The organism is Xenorhabdus vietnamensis (assembly GCF_002127535.1).
Taxonomy (GTDB): domain Bacteria; phylum Pseudomonadota; class Gammaproteobacteria; order Enterobacterales; family Enterobacteriaceae; genus Xenorhabdus; species Xenorhabdus vietnamensis.
Window position 1 is genome coordinate 284,960 of the sequence record NZ_MUBJ01000001.1, and the last position, 17,308, is coordinate 302,267.

The 17,308-nt window shown below is 43.7% G+C and carries 16 protein-coding genes; 4 read left to right on the forward strand and 12 right to left on the reverse strand.

Features of this window, described 5'->3' with window-relative positions; all coding sequences use genetic code 11:
- Positions 1-95: 95 nt before the first annotated feature.
- Positions 96-2,858, reverse strand: coding sequence for a copper-exporting P-type ATPase CopA (copA, locus tag Xvie_RS01230; RefSeq protein WP_086107589.1), 2,763 nt, complete (start codon positions 2,856-2,858; stop codon positions 96-98).
- Positions 2,859-2,937: 79 nt separating this feature from the next.
- Between copA and cueR the strand changes: the two genes are divergently transcribed.
- Positions 2,938-3,342: a Cu(I)-responsive transcriptional regulator gene (gene cueR, locus Xvie_RS01235; RefSeq protein ID WP_086107590.1), complete on the forward strand. Its 405-nt coding sequence runs from the start codon at positions 2,938-2,940 to the stop codon at positions 3,340-3,342.
- Here the strand turns inward: cueR and Xvie_RS01240 are convergent.
- From Xvie_RS01240 to tesA, 5 genes are all read right to left on the reverse strand, one after another.
- Positions 3,333-3,794 carry an NfeD family protein gene (locus tag Xvie_RS01240; RefSeq protein ID WP_086107591.1) on the reverse strand — a complete coding sequence of 154 codons (462 nt, stop codon included), beginning with the start codon at positions 3,792-3,794 and terminating at the stop codon, positions 3,333-3,335. The genes cueR and Xvie_RS01240 overlap by 10 nt on opposite strands.
- Positions 3,795-3,796: 2 nt before the next feature.
- Positions 3,797-4,726: an SPFH domain-containing protein gene (locus Xvie_RS01245; protein ID WP_086107592.1), complete on the reverse strand. Its 930-nt coding sequence runs from the start codon at positions 4,724-4,726 to the stop codon at positions 3,797-3,799.
- Positions 4,727-4,773: 47 nt separating this feature from the next.
- Positions 4,774-5,652: a co-chaperone YbbN gene (locus Xvie_RS01250; RefSeq protein ID WP_086107593.1), complete on the reverse strand. Its 879-nt coding sequence runs from the start codon at positions 5,650-5,652 to the stop codon at positions 4,774-4,776.
- 81 nt (positions 5,653-5,733) lie between these two features.
- On the reverse strand, positions 5,734-6,510 hold the full coding sequence (locus Xvie_RS01255; protein WP_086107594.1) for an SDR family oxidoreductase: 777 nt from the start codon (positions 6,508-6,510) through the stop codon (positions 5,734-5,736).
- A 63-nt stretch (positions 6,511-6,573) separates the two neighbouring features.
- Positions 6,574-7,206 carry a multifunctional acyl-CoA thioesterase I/protease I/lysophospholipase L1 gene (gene tesA, locus Xvie_RS01260; RefSeq protein ID WP_208612489.1) on the reverse strand — a complete coding sequence of 211 codons (633 nt, stop codon included), beginning with the start codon at positions 7,204-7,206 and terminating at the stop codon, positions 6,574-6,576.
- Here tesA and ybbA point away from each other — a divergent pair.
- Together ybbA and ybbP are read left to right on the forward strand one after the other, a co-directional pair.
- Entirely contained in the window at positions 7,177-7,863 is a 687-nt protein-coding gene (gene ybbA / locus Xvie_RS01265; protein ID WP_086107595.1) for a putative ABC transporter ATP-binding protein YbbA, read from the forward strand. The genes tesA and ybbA overlap by 30 nt on opposite strands.
- Entirely contained in the window at positions 7,860-10,292 is a 2,433-nt protein-coding gene (gene ybbP / locus Xvie_RS01270) for a putative ABC transporter permease subunit YbbP (protein ID WP_086107596.1), read from the forward strand. Before ybbA ends, ybbP begins: the two co-directional genes overlap by 4 nt.
- Positions 10,293-10,378: 86 nt before the next feature.
- Here ybbP and Xvie_RS01275 read toward each other — a convergent pair whose 3' ends face one another.
- The 3 genes from Xvie_RS01275 to Xvie_RS01285 are packed head-to-tail and all read right to left on the reverse strand — an operon-like array spanning position 10,379 to position 13,621.
- Positions 10,379-11,434, reverse strand: coding sequence for an LLM class flavin-dependent oxidoreductase (locus Xvie_RS01275; protein ID WP_086107597.1), 1,056 nt, complete (start codon positions 11,432-11,434; stop codon positions 10,379-10,381).
- 42 nt (positions 11,435-11,476) lie between these two features.
- The gene (locus Xvie_RS01280; protein ID WP_208612490.1) at positions 11,477-12,754 is read right to left on the reverse strand and encodes an MFS transporter; all 1,278 of its coding nucleotides are present in this window, start codon (positions 12,752-12,754) and stop codon (positions 11,477-11,479) included.
- Between the two features lie 54 nt (positions 12,755-12,808).
- A complete protein-coding gene (locus tag Xvie_RS01285; protein ID WP_086107599.1) occupies positions 12,809-13,621 on the reverse strand; it encodes an outer membrane protein OmpK in 813 nt (270 codons plus the stop codon).
- Between the two features lie 465 nt (positions 13,622-14,086).
- On the opposite strand from Xvie_RS01285, the gene Xvie_RS01290 reads away from it, so the two are divergent.
- Positions 14,087-14,710 (forward strand): riboflavin synthase subunit alpha, encoded by a 624-nt coding sequence (locus tag Xvie_RS01290; protein ID WP_086107600.1) that lies wholly within the window; start codon positions 14,087-14,089, stop codon positions 14,708-14,710.
- Between the two features lie 102 nt (positions 14,711-14,812).
- On the opposite strand, the gene purK is transcribed toward Xvie_RS01290, so the two are convergent.
- The 3 genes from purK to Xvie_RS01305 all read right to left on the reverse strand — a co-directional run bounded on the left by purK (position 14,813) and on the right by Xvie_RS01305 (position 17,296).
- Positions 14,813-15,883 (reverse strand): 5-(carboxyamino)imidazole ribonucleotide synthase, encoded by a 1,071-nt coding sequence (gene purK, locus Xvie_RS01295; RefSeq protein ID WP_086107601.1) that lies wholly within the window; start codon positions 15,881-15,883, stop codon positions 14,813-14,815.
- Positions 15,880-16,434: a 5-(carboxyamino)imidazole ribonucleotide mutase gene (gene purE / locus Xvie_RS01300; RefSeq protein ID WP_279625666.1), complete on the reverse strand. Its 555-nt coding sequence runs from the start codon at positions 16,432-16,434 to the stop codon at positions 15,880-15,882. Before purE ends, purK begins: the two co-directional genes overlap by 4 nt.
- A gap of 139 nt (positions 16,435-16,573) precedes the next feature.
- A complete protein-coding gene (locus Xvie_RS01305) occupies positions 16,574-17,296 on the reverse strand; it encodes a UDP-2,3-diacylglucosamine diphosphatase (protein WP_086107602.1) in 723 nt (240 codons plus the stop codon).
- Positions 17,297-17,308 lie beyond the last annotated feature (12 nt).

Consider the following 17,308-nt stretch of genomic DNA (forward strand, 5'->3'; position numbering starts at 1 on the left):
TAATGGTTAACAAGAAAGAGGGAAAAGTGCGGGATGAAAAGCTAAACGGAATATATTTAGCTTTTCAGATACGGTATAACTGCCTGAATGTTATGTCAGGATTTAGGTTTGAAACGCAATAAGCGATTGGCGTTACTAACGACAGTAATTGAAGACAATGCCATGGCTGCACCGGCAACGACAGGGTTTAATAAAGTCCCCGTGAAAGGGTATAAAATGCCGGCTGCAATTGGGATACCCAAGGTATTGTAGACAAATGCACCAAATAGGTTTTGTTTCATATTACGTAATGTACCTCGGGATAATTCAACTGCATCAGCAACCCCGTGCAGGCTATGGCGCATAAGGGTAATTGCTGCGGTTTCTATGGCGATATCACTACCACTTCCCATTGCGATGCCGACATCCGCTTGTGCCAATGCAGGAGCATCATTAATGCCATCACCAATCATCGCTACTTTCCTGCCTTCTGATTGTAGTGATTGAATGGCTGCTGCTTTTCCATCAGGTAAAACACCAGCAATGACTTGATCAATGCCCGCTTCTTTAGCGATTGCATTCGCTGTGGTGGGGTTGTCTCCTGTCAGCATGACTAAACGGTAGCCTTGATTATGCAAGCGAAGCAGGGCAGAAACGGTGTCTTGACGCAAGGGATCGCGGATAGAAAACAGGGCCGCGATTTTCCCATTGGCTGACAGAATGACAGGAGTTATACCTTTTTCTGCCTGTGTCGCCACTAATGGGGTTAATTCCGCTGTATCAATCTGATATTGTTCAAATAATTTCTGATTACCCAATAACAGGGGGATATCGCCTATTTCTCCCTTAATGCCCAACCCTGCGAGTGTACGGAATGTTTGCACTTCTGGTAAGATTTGCCCTTCCGCTTTCATCAAAATGGCTTTTGCCAGAGGGTGATTTGAACCATTTTCTAATGCGCCAGCCCATATCAATACTTGCTCTTCGGTGAAACCATTAAAGGTGTGAATTTCTGTCACCTGCGGCATACCTTCGGTTAAAGTGCCGGTTTTATCGAAGACAATTGTATCCAGTTGGCTGGCATGTTGCAGAGCATCAGCATCGCGCACTAATACACCTAATTCAGCAGCCCGCCCCACACCAGAAATGATGGACATGGGAGTTGCCAGCCCAAGAGCGCAAGGACAGGCGATAATTAAGACTGTAGTCATGATGACCAGCGCATACATGATTTGTGGGGTGGGGCCGATAAAATACCAGAGAGCACCAGCAATCAGAGCGATAGCAACGACAATAGGTACAAATATTGATGATATCTTATCTGCCAATTGGCCAATTTCGGGTTTACTGCTTTGTGCCTGACGGACTAATTTGATAATGCGCGCTAATGTCGTTTGGCTACCAACCGCATTGGCTTTAAACAGGACTGTACCATCTTGAACTACTGTGCCGGCATGGACGATATCGCTGACAGATTTTTGTTGAGCAATAGGTTCACCTGTCAGCATGGCCTCATCCAGCCAAACTGTACCCTGAATAATTTCACCATCAACCGGAACACGATCCCCTGTTGTCAGGCGCAATATCATATTGGGCATAACATCTGCCAGTGGCAGTGTTTTTTCGCCTTCAGCGGTAACCACCCGTGCTGTTGGCGGTGTTAAGTCCAATAATCGCTCAAGTGCTTTAGATGAACGTTGGCGTGCCCGTTGTTCCAATGCATGGCCGAGATTGATCAAACCAATGATCATGGCACTGGCTTCATAATAAAGATGACGGGCTTGAGGAGGAAAAGTTTCTGGCCACAAATTGACACTCATTGAATAGAGCCATGCTGCGCCAGTACCCAGAGCTACGAGGGTATCCATTGTTGCACTGCCGTTTCTTAGGCTTTGCCACGCATTGCGATAAAAATGTCCGCCGGCAAATACCATTACAGCCAGAGTCATCAAACCAATAGTTAGCCAAATAGTATGGTTTGAAGGTGTAAGTATCATATTATCACCTACCATTCCCCACACCATGACGGGCACCCCAACCACTAACGCAAGGGCTGATTGCCAGCGAAAGCGCCGCATATTAGCTTGTGCTACTTGCTGTTGGCGCTCACGGCGTTCAGCTTCATCTTGAATGATTTCCGCACCATAGCCAGCCTTGATAACTGCTTCAACTAAGGCGTTTGGTGATGCATGGCCTGTGACTAATGCGCTTCTTTCCGCTAGATTGACTCTGGCATGTTCCACGCCATCGACAGATTGCAGAGCTTTTTGTACCTTACTGACACAGCTTGCACAGCTCATGCCATCCAGCAAAAGCTGAATGCTGTCATCATTATTGCTGTCATTGACACTTGCATCATTTTTGTTGCTGTACCCAACAGGGGGTGTTTCTACCGGAGTTGAATGGATTGCCGCTGCCAAGGACTCCGGAGTCTGTGGAATATGTGTTGCCAACGGCTTATTTTTTGGGAAATCTGGCTCCATCGCTAATTCGGCGTGGTATCCGGCTTGTTTAACCGCATGAATTAACGCGTTACTCTCTGCTTTGCCATAGATTTTTGCTGTTTGGGTATCAACTTCAGTAGCGATAACACCTTCCACGGTTTCTAATGCTTTTTGTGTCTTACCTGCACATTTCATGCAGTTTAAACCTGACAATCGCAGTTCAATATCAGGTTGAGTGACAACAGTGGCTTTATAATCTTCGGCAACAATGGCGGCAATCAATTCATCAGATGAAACATTACTGATAATTTTGGCATAATTCAGACTCACATCTGCCAGCTCGACGCCGGGGATTTTCTCCAGTGATTTTTTGACCCTGTTGACACAATGCATACAAGTTAAACCTTGAAGTGCCAGAATGGTGGTTGTGGACATAACAATATCTCCTGATACAGAGTGATATACTTATCATTAAGGCTAAACCTTCCTGTGTGGGGAAGGTCAAGGGGAAATTATGAATATCAGTGAAATTGCCCGTAAGACAGGTTTAACCAGTAAAGCGATCCGGTTTTATGAGGAAAAAAATCTTATTACTGCGCCGGAGCGGGGAGATAATGGCTATCGTTATTACCAGAAAAAGCACATTGAAGAGCTAATACTTTTGCGTCAGGCGAAAGAAGTTGGGTTTACGCTGGAGGAGTGTCGTGAATTACTGCGTTTATTTCGAAATCCTAGCCGCCACAGTGCAGATGTAAAAACGACAACCCTGCAAAAAGTGGCAGAAATAGAAAAAACGATTTTGGAATTGCAAAAGATCAAGAAAAAACTACTGGCATTGGCGGCTGAATGTCCGGGAGATGATGGAGCTGATTGCCCCATCATTGAGCATTTATCCGGCTGCTGTAAGCATCACGTTTGACGGGAAATAGGTCTTACCGTCAATGTGATTCCGTCAACGGCAATGACTTCAACTACGGTATTGGCAGGAAGTTCTCGGTCACAGTGAACGCGCCAACTGCCATCGGCCAGTTTGACTCGTCCAAAACCGTTTTCGGTATCCGTGATTAAACGGGTACGTTGTCCAATCAACTGGTGATTTTTCTGATTGAGAATTTTATCACTAGCCTTACGAGGGCGATGGTGGAGCCAGCTACGCCATGCAATAACAGAAAGCAAGGTCAGAACAGCAAACAGAGTACCTTGCACTTCCCAGCCCATATGAGGAAAAATCCATGTGATCAGGGCAACAATGATGGCTGCTGATCCTGTCCATAGCAGATATCCTCCCGCTCCCAACAACTCCGCAATCAGAAGCAGGCCACCAAAACAGAGCCAGAACCAAGCTGGCTGAGCGGCGATCTGTTCAATCATGATTATTTGTCCTGTTTGCTCTTCTTGCTTTCGCCAATTAATTCAGCAATACCACCAATGGCTCCCATTAAATTGCTGGCTTCCAGTGGCATCATAATAACTTTGCTGTTATTTGAGGCCCCGATGTTGGTGAGGGCATCAGTATATTTTTGGGCAACAAAGTAGTTAATTGCCTGCATATCGCCATCAGCAATAGCGTCAGAAACCATTTTAGTTGCACGAGCCTCTGCTTCTGCTGCACGTTCACGGGCTTCCGCTTGCAGGAAGGCTGACTGCCGCTCACCCTCTGCTTTCAGGATTTGTGACTGTTTTTCCCCTTCGGCTTTCAGAATAGCTGCTTGGCGGATACCTTCTGCCTCAAGAATATCTGCACGTTTAGTACGCTCTGCTTTCATCTGAGCGTTCATTGCGGAAATCAATTCTTTAGGAGGGCGTACATCGCGGATCTCAATACGTGTGATCTTGACACCCCACGGGTTAGTGGCTTCGTCGACGATTGTCAGCAGTCGGCTGTTGATGGAATCGCGCTGGGACAGCATCTCGTCCAGTTCCATAGAACCCAGTACGGTACGGAAGTTGGTCATGGTGAGGTTAATGATGGACAGTTCCAGATTACTGACTTCATAGGCAGCACGTACTGGATCGACAACCTGAATAAAGCAGACAGCATCAATGGTGACATTGGCGTTATCGCGAGAAATGACTTCCTGCGATGGGATATCCAGAACCTGCTCCATCATGTTGATTCTACGGCCAATGCGATCAACAAACGGCATGATGATATGCAGGCCAGGCGTTAATGTACGGGTATAGCGCCCAAAGCGCTCAACAGTCCATTGATAACCCTGTGGAACGGTCTTTACACAAGTAAAGACGATAACAACAGCAATAACAATTATTATTGGTACAGCACCAAAAGAGAACAAGTCCATAACAATTACCTCACTAGCTGATGATAGAATCTTTAAGTCCCCCTTACTTAATAAAGTAAGGCATATACGCTTCGACGATATTTGGATGCCAATATATTTCCACTACCCAATGCAGAAATAATATCCATCATCGTCTTTTTCACTGCTCCATCGGCAGCAGCAAGATCTTTTGTCAGAAAACTAAACAATAATTCTAGAGCTTCCTCATTACGGCCAACTTTATGTAATTCAGACGCTAATAATATGGCTAATTCCGAATTTTCTGGTTGAGCGGCCAACTCTTGTTGCAGTTGTCGAATCTTAGGTGAATCAGCGGCTTCTTTCTGGGACTTAATATGTTCAAGTAGCTCATGATAGCGTTCATCTTGTTCTTCTAATGGGATGGTATCCAGTATTTTTTGGGCATCTTCAAGATGATTGAGTGAAAGATTTACTTCGACTAACAATAACGTAACGTTAGTATCTTGAGGGTTTTTTTGGTGGATTTCTTTCACTAAAGACAATGCTTCCTGATTATTGCCTTCTTCAAGCAATTCGTCTACTTGCTCTAATGGTGACTTTCCTTCTTGCACGAGAAGAGTGGAAAAAATTTTTCTGATGGCATCATCGGATTGGATGCCTTCAAAACCTTGAACAGGGCGAGCTTCTTTTACAAAAAGTACCGTAGGTAAACCACGCACACCAAATTGCGCGGCGATATAAGAAAACTCGTCACAATTGACTTTTGCCAGAGCAAACTGTCCTGCATATTCATGGGCTATTTTATCAAGAGTTGTTTCTAATTCATGGCAATGTAGGTCCTGTGGAGACCAGAAGTAGAATACGACGAGTTGGGTGAGTGAGTGCTGAACAACTTGAGCAATATTCGATTCATCAATATTAATAATCTGGGCAGTATTATTGTTTGTATTCACTGTTGGTTCCATGGGTGTTTCTCTCTGATTCGTTGCTGGGCGATGACTTGTATGCTTATACATAAGGCTCATCTATACGTTTTTCAATGTTCTTTAGTTTTGCCAAAGTACGATTTTATCGAGCCATTTCACTGGAAGTATACGGCGCATTATTTTTACTGCATAAGTTAACAATGTAACAGAATAACGTAATTTGGGATTGGGACTTTCCAAAGCATGAATCAGTTTCGAAACCACGTTTTCAGGCTTAAGTGTGAAACGGCGAACAAGACCTGAGTTTTCAACCGGATGATCCTGCTGCGTCTGATTCACATTTTTTGTAAAGCGGGTATTGATTGGTCCCGGTTCAATCAGGCTAACTTTAATATCTGTTTTTGCCAGCTCCCCCCGCAAAGCATCTGACCATGCTTCGAGTGCATATTTACTGGCTGCGTATGCTCCACGACCAGGCGTTGCAAGCAATCCCATAACCGAACTGGTCTGGACAATTCGTCCTGCACCATAAGCACGTATGGCTGGCAGTAGTAAGCTGGTGAGTTGATGAGTACCAAAGAAATTAGTGGAAAATTGTTTTTCCATTTGCTCACGGGAAATGCTTTCCAATGGCCCATAAACAGCGAATCCGCCATTATTGAATAGTCCGAACAGACGACCGTTGGTTAATTCGATTACTGTTTTGGCTGCGCGTTCTACACTTTCTTTATTATCTAAATCCAATTCAATCGGTTCGAATCCTAATTCACGCATATGAGCTAAATCAGCGGGTTTTCGACAAGCTGCGAATACGCGGTAACCACGTTGATGGAGTGTTTTGGCTGCTGCTAAGCCGATTCCACTAGAACATCCTGTAATAAGAATTGTCTTTTGCATAACTTTACCTGTTATCTGCATCAATTTATGGAAATAAATGATTTACTATTAGAAATAATTTACTTAAGGATAGTTGATGTATGCCGACAATCTGTTGGACATCCAATCAGCAATAAAAGGTTGTGCAGCTTGATTGGGGTGAAGCCCGTCATCTTGCATCCATTCCGGTTTGATAACAACGTGCTCCATAAAAAATGGCAGTAGAGGAATTTGATTGCGTTCAGCAAGTGTAGGATAAATTTCTGCAAAGGATTCGGTATAACGTTTTCCGTAATTAGGGGAAATTCGGATTTGCATTAACAACGGTTGTGCCCCGGCTTGTTTGACCAAAGTAATACCCTGTTGCAAATCTTGTTCTATGTTTTGAATGGGAAAACCACGCAGCCCATCATTTGCGCCAAGTTCTATCAGAACCCATTTGGGATTGTGCTGCTTCAATAATTCAGGCAAACGCTCAAGACCCTGCGCTACGGTATTGCCACTGATACTGCCGTTGACGATAACTGTTTTTTTGCCTGCTTGTTGCCATTGTTTTGCCATCAGCACAGGCCATGACTGCTCAACCGACAAACGATATCCGGCACTGAGGCTATCTCCCAATATAAGCAGAGTATCCGCAGCTGCGGCTCTGGCACTGCATAGCACCAACAATAAAAGGAAAAATACATGGCTGTAGAAAGTATTCTTGAAGTTCATCATCTCACTAAACGTGTAGGCCAAGGGGAACAGGTAATTAATATATTGCAGGGTATTGAGTTGGTTGTCGAGCCAGCACAGACAATTGCATTAATTGGCGAATCAGGTTCAGGGAAGTCAACACTTCTGGGCATTATTGCTGGATTGGATGATGGCAGCGGGGGAGACGTTCATTTGTTGGGGCAGAATCTCAGTCGCATGAATGAAGAACAGCGGGCGCAGTTAAGGGCAAAAAATGTGGGTTTTGTTTTCCAGTCGTTTATGTTGATCCCAACCCTGAACGCGCTGGAGAATGTTCAACTTCCGGCATTGTTGCGTGGCGAACCGGAGCACCAAAGTCGCAAACAGGCCATTGAATTACTTGAACAGTTGGGATTGGGAAAACGCCTGAAACACATGCCGGTTCAACTTTCAGGCGGTGAACAACAGCGGGTGGCTTTGGCTAGGGCGTTTTGTACCCGTCCCAAAATTTTGTTTGCAGATGAACCAACAGGCAACCTTGATCGCCAGACAGGTGATCGCATTGCTGATTTATTGTTTTCTCTCAATCATGACTACGCAACGACGTTGATTTTGGTAACTCATGACAGTCAGCTTGCTGCCCGTTGTCAGCGTCGTTTACGTCTGGTGGATGGAAAATTGCAGGAGGAAGCATGATCTGGCGCTGGTTTTGGCGTGAATGGCGCACACCATCTCTCTTGATTGTTTGGTTATCCCTGACATTGGCGGTGGCTTGTGTGTTGGCATTAGGTCGTATCAGTGATCGCATTGATCAGAGTGTACATTATCAAAGCCGTGATTTTCTGGCGGGTGATATTGTCCTACGGGCTTCGTATCCGGTTGATGCAACTTGGTTGAGAAGAGCACAAGAGCAGGGGTTGACCTTAAGTCGCCAGATCTCATTTTCGACCATGACGTATGCGGGAGATATTCCACAATTGGCTCAGGTGAAAGCCGCAGATAAATATTATCCTCTGTATGGTGAACTGGAAACCAATCCGCGCGGATTGAAACCGGAGAAAGGCTCTGTGCTGGTGGCTCCGAGATTGCTGGCACTGTTGGGAGTTAAGGTTGGAGATAATCTTGATGTAGGGGATACCACGTTGAAGATTAGCGGAGAATTGTTGCAAGAGCCTGACAGCGGTTTCAGTCTATTCCAGATTTCTCCCCGAATTTTAATCAATATTGATGATGCTCAGGCAACAGGTGCGATTCAACCCGGCAGCCGCCTGACTTACCGTTATATGTTCGCGGGTTCACCTGACACGATCCAATCATTCAAGAAATTCGTTGATCCACAAATAAAAGCGGATCAACGTTGGCTGACATTGAAACAGGATAATGGCGTAATGGCGCAGTCCATTGAGCGTGCCCAGCAATTTTTATTGTTGTCAGCTTTGTTGACATTGTTGCTTGCTGTCGCTGCGATGGCAGTTTCCATGGCGCATTATTGCCGTAGCAGGCATAATCTGATAGCCATTCTGAAAACACTGGGGGCAGGACGTTGGGCCTTGCGTCAATGGATCATTGGGCAATGGTTGGTAATATTGCTTGCTGCCATAGCGGTAGGCTCCATCTTAGGCTTGGCTTTTGAATCCGTATTAATTCACATTTTGGCTGGGATGTTACCTAAGGTATTACCGGCAGCGGGAATGTGGCCGTGGGTATGGGCGATAAGTGCCCTGTTTGGTATTGCAGTGTTAGTGGGAGTTCGCCCTTATCGTCAATTAATGGCTACTCAGCCTTCACGGGTGTTGAGAAGTGATGTAACGGCATTCATCTGGCCATTGCGCTATTATTTGCCTGTGGTAGCGCTAATGATAACAGGGGGATTGGTATTATTGGCAGGTACTCAGCCTTTGTTATGGTCACTATTGGCAGGTGTGCCGATTATTGCGTTGTTTTTGGCGTTATTGGGATGGGTGGGATTATGGTTGCTGCGCCGTGTGACGTTCCGTCAGCTAAGCCTGCGTCTGGCGGTCAATCGGTTACTGTGTCGCCCGTTTCAGACCATGACCCAATTGGCAGCATTTTCCTTTTCATTTATGTTACTGGCTTTGCTTATTATGGCAAGGGGGGATTTATTGAGTCGATGGCAGCAGCAATTGCCGCCGGATAGCCCTAATTATTTCCTGATTAACATGACCCAACCGCAAATTGCTCAAGTTAATGGTTTACTGACCAAATATCAGGTACAGCCTACCGATTTTTATCCTGTAGTATTGGCGCGCTTGACGGAAGTCAATGGACAATCTGCGATTGAATGGGCTGCTGAAAAACATCCTAATAGTACGACAGTACGCCGCGAATTAAATTTAACATGGAAAACAGAACTGCCGCCTTTTAATACCTTGATTACGGGTACATGGCCGCCAAAACCGAACGAAGTTTCCATAGAGCAAGGTGTGGCTGAACAGTTGCAAATCAAGTTAGGAGACAGGCTTACATTTACGGGAAATACCCGAACACTTCACGCCACAGTAAGCAGTATTCGCAAGGTGGATTGGGAAAGTATAAATCCGAACTTTATTTTTATCTTCTCCAAAGAATCGTTGGAAAACCAGCCCGCAATGTGGCTGACCAGCTTTCATTATGAAGGAGATGGGCGGCTGTTAACGGAAATTAACCGTGATTTCCCGACCGTTAACGTGTTAGATATTGGTTCGATAATCAAACAAGCACAAGGTATTTTGCAGCAAGTGAGCAAGGCTTTGGAAATTATGGTTGTTCTGGTTATGGTTTGTGGCGGGTTGCTTCTACTGGCACAAATTCAGGTTGGAATGAGCCAGCGACAACTTGAATTGGTGGTATACCGTACATTGGGAGCGAGCAAAAAACTGTTGCGTCGCACATTATGGAGTGAGTTTGCATTACTTGGTTTTATGGCAGGTTTGGCGGCGGCATTTGGTGCAGAAATCGCACTTTGGTTGTTGCAGACTCAGGTCTTTGATTTTCCATGGCAACCTCAATGGCTGATGTGGCTTTTGCTGCCCATCATCAGTAGCTTGTTGCTTTCAGTATGTGGTGGTTGGTTGGGCGTTAGGCTATTACGGAAGCAAGGACAATATCGGCGTTTGCCTGAATAATATTCACTATATAAAAATAAACCAACCAAGTTAAAAATAAACCTCGTTAAAATAACGAGGTTTATCATTTGAAAGGCTGGATATTATCAGGCAAATTCTGCTCTTAATCTGGGTAGGATCTGATCCCCAAAAATTGTTAATCCTTTGATGTAATCGGGGAAAATCAACATCACACCATCCAAATCACAGTTACGCATTAAATCTGTCAGTTGTCTGTAGCAGGTATCCGGTGTACCAATGGCAGTATGAGTCATAAAGGCATTTTGCGAACGTTCAACCATCGCATTGCTTTTTCCATCCATATCAACCCCAAAACTGTGCATCATATTTTTGACGGCTTTTACATCCAAACCTTGACGGTAGAATTGGGCGAGTGTTTCAGCATAGGCATCTGTTTCAGCGCAAATCACGGTACACATGCAGAATGTTTTGGTTGTTGTGTTGTACTCAGCGGCGATGCGTTTGGCGGTTAAACTGATATTGCGGGTTTCTGTCTCATCTTTGCCACCGATAAAACACACATCGGTATGGCGTACACTGAAACGCAGCCCTTGCTCGGATTGGCCAGCACAAACGAGATAAGGACGAGGAAGGGAAAGAGGCTTAGGTTCAGAAACGCACTGCTTCAAATGAAAGTAAGTGCCATCATGGTCTACCTGTTTTTCACACCAAAGACGTTTAATCAACTGAGTCCATTCTTCGGTCATGGCATAGCGCTGGTCATGGTCCAAACTATTATCCCATTCCCCCATTTGTTCAAATTCATCCCTGAATGAACCTGAAACAATATTCAGCCCGGCACGACCTTGACTAATGTGATCCAGCGTAGCGATCATTTTGGCGGTAACAGCCGGATTATGCAGTCCGGCATGAACAGTGGCGATCAATTTTGCGCGATGAGTGACTTCGGCAATGCCTGCCATCATTGTGACGGATTCGAGTGAGCAACCCCAATGATCTGTTTCACCGCCAAACCCGCGCCATTTTCCCATGGACATAATGAAATCAAGGCCAATATGATCGGCCAGAATGGCAGCTTCACGGTTTTGCTTATAAGACGCATCCAGTGGCGGCGTGTTTTTGGAGATGATCCACCCACCTTTGGCTATGGGCAAAAATACACCGAACTCTTTCTTTGACATCATTATTTCCTTATTTGTACGTTATTTCAGTTCATTTTCATCCTATTCAGTAAATTGAGTATCTTTGATTGAGTGCTTTCCCATTTTCTGAGCAGGTGGTTTCATCATCAATGTTACGACAAGAACAACAAATACGGGGATAGCAATAATTAAAAATGCTGAAGTAAAACTGCCTGAATAATCCTTGATGGCACCAGCTAAAAAAGGAGCCAGACATGCCAGCGTGGAAAACAGGTTCATGATTGAAAACAGTTCCAGATAAGGCTTGCGGCCAAAATAGTTCGCCAGCAATACACTGGAAGCGAGGAAAGTCATGCCATACCCCATCCCGACAAACACCGTAAATGCAATTAAAAATGGCCATGAAGAGGCAATGCTCAGTGCAATTAAACCAAGAATGATGATGGCCAGACTACCAATCAGTAACTTTTTCGAATCTATCCACTCTCCGACCGCACCACCTGCCAGTCTGGAAAACGCATTGATAAAGGCCATTGTACTTAGTAATCCAGCGGCGATGGTTTCGCTGAAACCATTTTCAATAATATGGGCAACTGCAAAGCTATTGACTGTAATACCACACCATAAAAATGCGGTATAAGTTGCGGCTATTATATAGAACTGCCATGTCCGCAGAGCTTGATGTGCCGTCCAACGTTGCTTGGTACGATAAATGTTGGGGTTATCCTGACTGTTATGTTTTTGGTTTACGGCCTTAGCATGAGCGACTTCCCGTTTTCCCTCCTGAAGAGTAATAATTGTCAGAATAACGAAAATGGAGAGGGCAATGGCGGAAATCATCCAATGCATTCGCCATGTTCCCCAAACACGGGTTGCCAGAAAGTAGATCCACGGGCCTACAACGCCTCCCAATCCCCCTATTGTGAAATAGAAACCAAAAGCAAGGGATTGTCTCTCATATAGCCGTGAAATCACATAAGTGCCCGGAACTGTTGCCAAAAAGGTAAAGCCGATACCAATTAAAGACGCACCAATAAAATATGATGAAATAGCGTGCGTGTAATAAAGGTTGTAGAAACCAGCCAGAAAAATCAGCAGGCCGATGGACAGAGTGAAACGAACACCAACTTTACGAATGAATACCGTTGGCAGAAAACTGGATAGCCCACATGTCAGGCCAAGCAGCGTGAACCCTAAACCAGCATTTGTCCAGCTCCAGCCCAGTTCATTAATCATACTGGGCAGGACAACACCTAATGACGTAAAGGTTGTTGCTGTGGACAAAAAATAGACCATGCCTAAAAGTATCAGCAAAAACCACTGATAAGAACGCCCGAATTTGTCGTGTTGAATGGACATTGTGACCCCATCAAGGATATAAACCATTAAAAACAGCACTATTTTATGTGTTTATCAGAAAAAGCTGTATCGAATAAACACCCCATAGCTAAACTGATTCGTGCGAAAGTTAGATGTATCTTTTATTTTGTACTTATTTTTGACCGGATTTACGACAACACCGGTCCACAGATGACCAGCTTGATACCCTAATTTTTTCCCTAAGTCATAATGCAGCTCAGGTTTGAAATCGATCATTTCGGGGTTATCACCTAAACCCAGTGTATAATCGAAAGTCCCTACGATGCGGAAATCCCCCAGTTGATTACTGAAAGGAATACCATAGTCAATATGGATGCGCTGATCATTCCAGCTTCCATTGGCATTATTTTCAAAGTAAAAAATGGTGCGCAACCAACTGAATCCACCCACTTGCCAATCAAGGCTGATACCGGGGAAATAGTCATATTTTACATTTTTGGTTTTAGCTATCCACTGAGCAAACAGCACATCTTTTAATGGGCCATAGGAAAGATCATAGCCTGTGATTTTACTGGCACTGAGTCTTGGTACGAATTTACAGTAATAGGTACTTTTATCGCCTTTGTAGTCATGTTGCAGAGAATTTTGCCAAATGCTGTAGACATACATATCGCCAATCTTGTAATCACCAAAGGCTTCTACAATAGGTGAAATGGTTTTTTGAGGATCAATTTTATTTTCGAATTGGAAGTAAAGGCTGGTATCGATGGATTGATAATTGACAAAGCCTTCTGCTTGCACTTGTGTGGAAAAAAGAAAGTAGAGTGGAATAGCATATAAACCAGCTGTTGTGGCTGTCATCGACCTCAAGGTGTTATTGATTTCCTGTTTCCTTAGCAATAGCACTTGGTGTCTCCCCGTTATCTTATCGACATTGATTTTAAGATGAAGGGTATATAAAAAATTGAACGAATTGTCTATTGCTTAAAAGAAAATAGGCAGTTATTGAAGGTAGTTTAGCTAGCCTTAAGGTTAGTGTGTAATATTCTTTAGATAATATAGATAGCGCTATTATTTATTGAGGTTTTTATTTGCATCCAATGCATTTTAAATCTCATGTTATTTTTTATTTGAGAGGTGATTGGTGTGTTTTACTTAGGTTTATTTAAATGAAAGTGATTTATAAAAATTGTATCTCATGTACTGAGTGATTCTATGAATCATGTGGATTGTTTATGTTTATTTAATGTAAGTCACGCAGTGAAAATAATCGTGTATATCTTTTGGATTTATTATGGAAAATCTAAATGTAGAAGGTAATATGTAACAAAATTAATTTTGTTACTTACCATTTGGATCAAGAGGAATATCATGTATACAGGCATAGTACAAGGTAAAGAGCGAGTATTATCACTTAATAAAAATAATGGTTTTAGCACTCTGGAAATCAGCAATAACAATCGTTTTTTAGACGATGTTACAGTCGGAGCGAGTGTCGCAATAGATGGCACATGCTTGACCGTGACCAAATTTAGTGAGGATAGCGTTTATTTTGATATTTCTGATTTTACAACAGATACCACAACGTTAAAATTTCTCTCGATTAACGATGAAGTTAACATCGAGCGATCACACCAGATGCATAAAGAAAATGGCGGGCATAGTCTTTATGGGCATGTAGAAGGAATAGCTGAAGTCATGGAGTTTAACGCAATCGGTGAGACTTATCGATTAGTTATCCGAATCCCTCAAGATAATATTAAATATTTTTTCCTTAAAGGTTTTATTGGGTTGCATGGTTGTAGTTTAACAATCAATGATATTGATGAAGAAAACAAGACGATTGCTTTAAACCTGATCCCGGAAACATTAAGAATGACCAATCTCAGCAATATTAAGGTAGGTGATTTCTTAAATTATGAAATAGATCAAACGACCAGAACAATTGTGGATACATTATCCCGCACGCTTTCATCTCAAATACGATCATCTTAAATACGTTCAAGAATGTAATAATTTTTAACAGTATTAGAATGGGAAGTGGTAGCTTATTTTTAATTATTACCACTTCCTTGAGCTGACAATCTAAATGATAGATTAACTTAATTTATTTTGTGCCCATGTAAGACTGCTTTCATATTCTGTTGGCAATAATGAAGCTAACGTTTGCAACGTCGTTTTCAATATTTTTTTATCTGCATGAGTTACATTTAAGTGACCTACTTTACGTACAGGCCGAACTTCTTTTTCATACCAATGTAAACGAACCAGCGGCAAACTAAGCCATGCAGGGTTTATTCCTGTACCGATCAGGTTGATCATGACGGATGGTGCAAATATTTCTGGTTGTGGCATGGGGAGATTCAAAATCGCCCGTAGGTGAAGTTCAAACTGGCTGATAGAAGCCCCGTTTTGTGTCCAGTGACCACTATTGTGAACTCGCGGAGCCAATTCATTGATCAACAAATTATCGCCAACAATAAAACATTCCATCGCCATAACACCAACATAATTCAGATGATTCATGATGGCGGACAGCATTTTCTCTGCTTGTTGTTGAAATTCTTTATCGGCAGAATCAGGCAAAGCAACACTGGTACGCAAAATACCTTCCTGATGCAAATTATGAGTCAATGTATAGAATACTGATTCACCTTTGGCATTACGGGCACCAACCAGAGATACTTCTCCCGAAAACGGAATACCTTGTTCTACAATACATTCACCGTAAACTTCTGGCGGAAGGGTTGCTTCATCACCCGGCCGGATACGCCATTGCCCACGTCCGTCATAACCTCCCGTCCGGCGTTTAACAATGATGAAATTCCCTAATTCCGTAAATAGCTGTGGCCATTGTTCGGGGGAGGAAAGCAGTCTCCACGGCGCAGTTGCCAAGCCCAATGTATCCATGAGCTGTTTTTGTGGCAAACGATCTGCCAGTCGTGGAAAAATATCGCGATTGATAAAAGCCTTATGATGTGCCAGTTCACGGGTTAGGGCAGTTTCAGGCCAGCGTTCAATTTCTGCAGTGATAACGCTGCTTTGATAAGGTACAGCTTCCGGTTCGGCATCCAACCCAACAGGATAAACAGCGATCCCCAAAGGCTCACCTGCTTGACGCAGCATTCTGCCCAACTGACCATTTCCCAATACACAAACGGGCTTCATATATCCTCCCGAGGATCTGGATTATCCAAGACAGTTTGTGTTTGTTCATTGCGCCAATCTGACAAACGTTGAAACAGAGCACAGTCATGCAAAGCCAGCACTTGGGCAGCCAACAAGGCTGCATTTGCTGCTCCGGCTTTGCCAATAGCCAGTGTACCAACCGGTATGCCCTTTGGCATTTGCACAATGGAATACAGGCTATCAACACCGCTAAGTGCAGCGCTTTGTACCGGAACGCCAAATACAGGTACTAAAGTTTTGGCCGCCAACATTCCCGGTAAATGTGCCGCGCCACCTGCACCAGCGATAATCACATCAAAACCGTTTTCTTTCGCATGTTCTGCGAAATGAAAAAGTTTATCCGGCGTTCTGTGTGCCGAAACAATTTCAACATGGAAGGGAATAGCAAGAGAGGTCAAAACATCGGTTGCATGTTGCATTGTTGCCCAGTCGCTTTTCGAACCCATGACAATGGCAATTTTGGCGTGGTGCTGGTTCTCTATTTTTGTTGCAGAAGTTATAGCTGTTGTGGGCTCAGGGCTGGACGTCATAAATCAGATGCTCCTGTATTGGGTGTCTACCAGAACAAAGATGAAATTTCAGGCGACGGATCATATCACGCTAATTGCACAAGGAAAACGTTTGCGTCGCTTGATTTGTGGATTTTTCCAAAAAAATAAGCAAAGCCGTTTAGAAAGAGAAGGGTATCAATTCAATGGACGTTTCTGTGACTTTGAACATTGAACCTTGGTCGTGCCATGCTCCTAATACACCACGGTGTACAGCTTTATCACCCAGTTGGATATCATGTATTGCCGGGCGATGAGTATGCCCATGAATTATCCAATCCGCCCGATATTTTTTGACATGCTCGATAACAGCCTCTTGATTGACATCCATAATAGATTCGGATTTTTGGCTGTTGGCGTATTGGCTACCTGCCCGCATTTTGGCTGCAATTTTCAAGCGGATAAATAAAGGGAGAAGCAGGAATAGCCGCTGTATCCATGCAGTATGTACTCGCTTACGATACTGCTGATAGCCGACATCATCGGTGCATAGCGTATCACCATGCAAAATCAGAATACGTTTACCATACAATTCCAATACTTTTTCTTGTGGTAGCAGGATCAAGCCGCTCTCTCTGGCAAAGCGGGAACCAAGTAAGAAATCACGATTGCCATGAATGAAATAGCAGGGAATACCTTTTTGTTTCAGTTCGTTGAGTGCTTGGGCAATTTTAGTGTGTAATGGGTTGGGATCATCATCACCAATCCAGTAATCAAAAAAATCACCGAGGATATAAAGACTCTCAGCATGAATTGCATCTTCACATAAAAAACGCAGAAAACCGGCAGTGATTGCCGGCTCTTGATCACTGAGATGCAAATCTGCAATAAACAGTGTGCTCATTTAACGATTAAC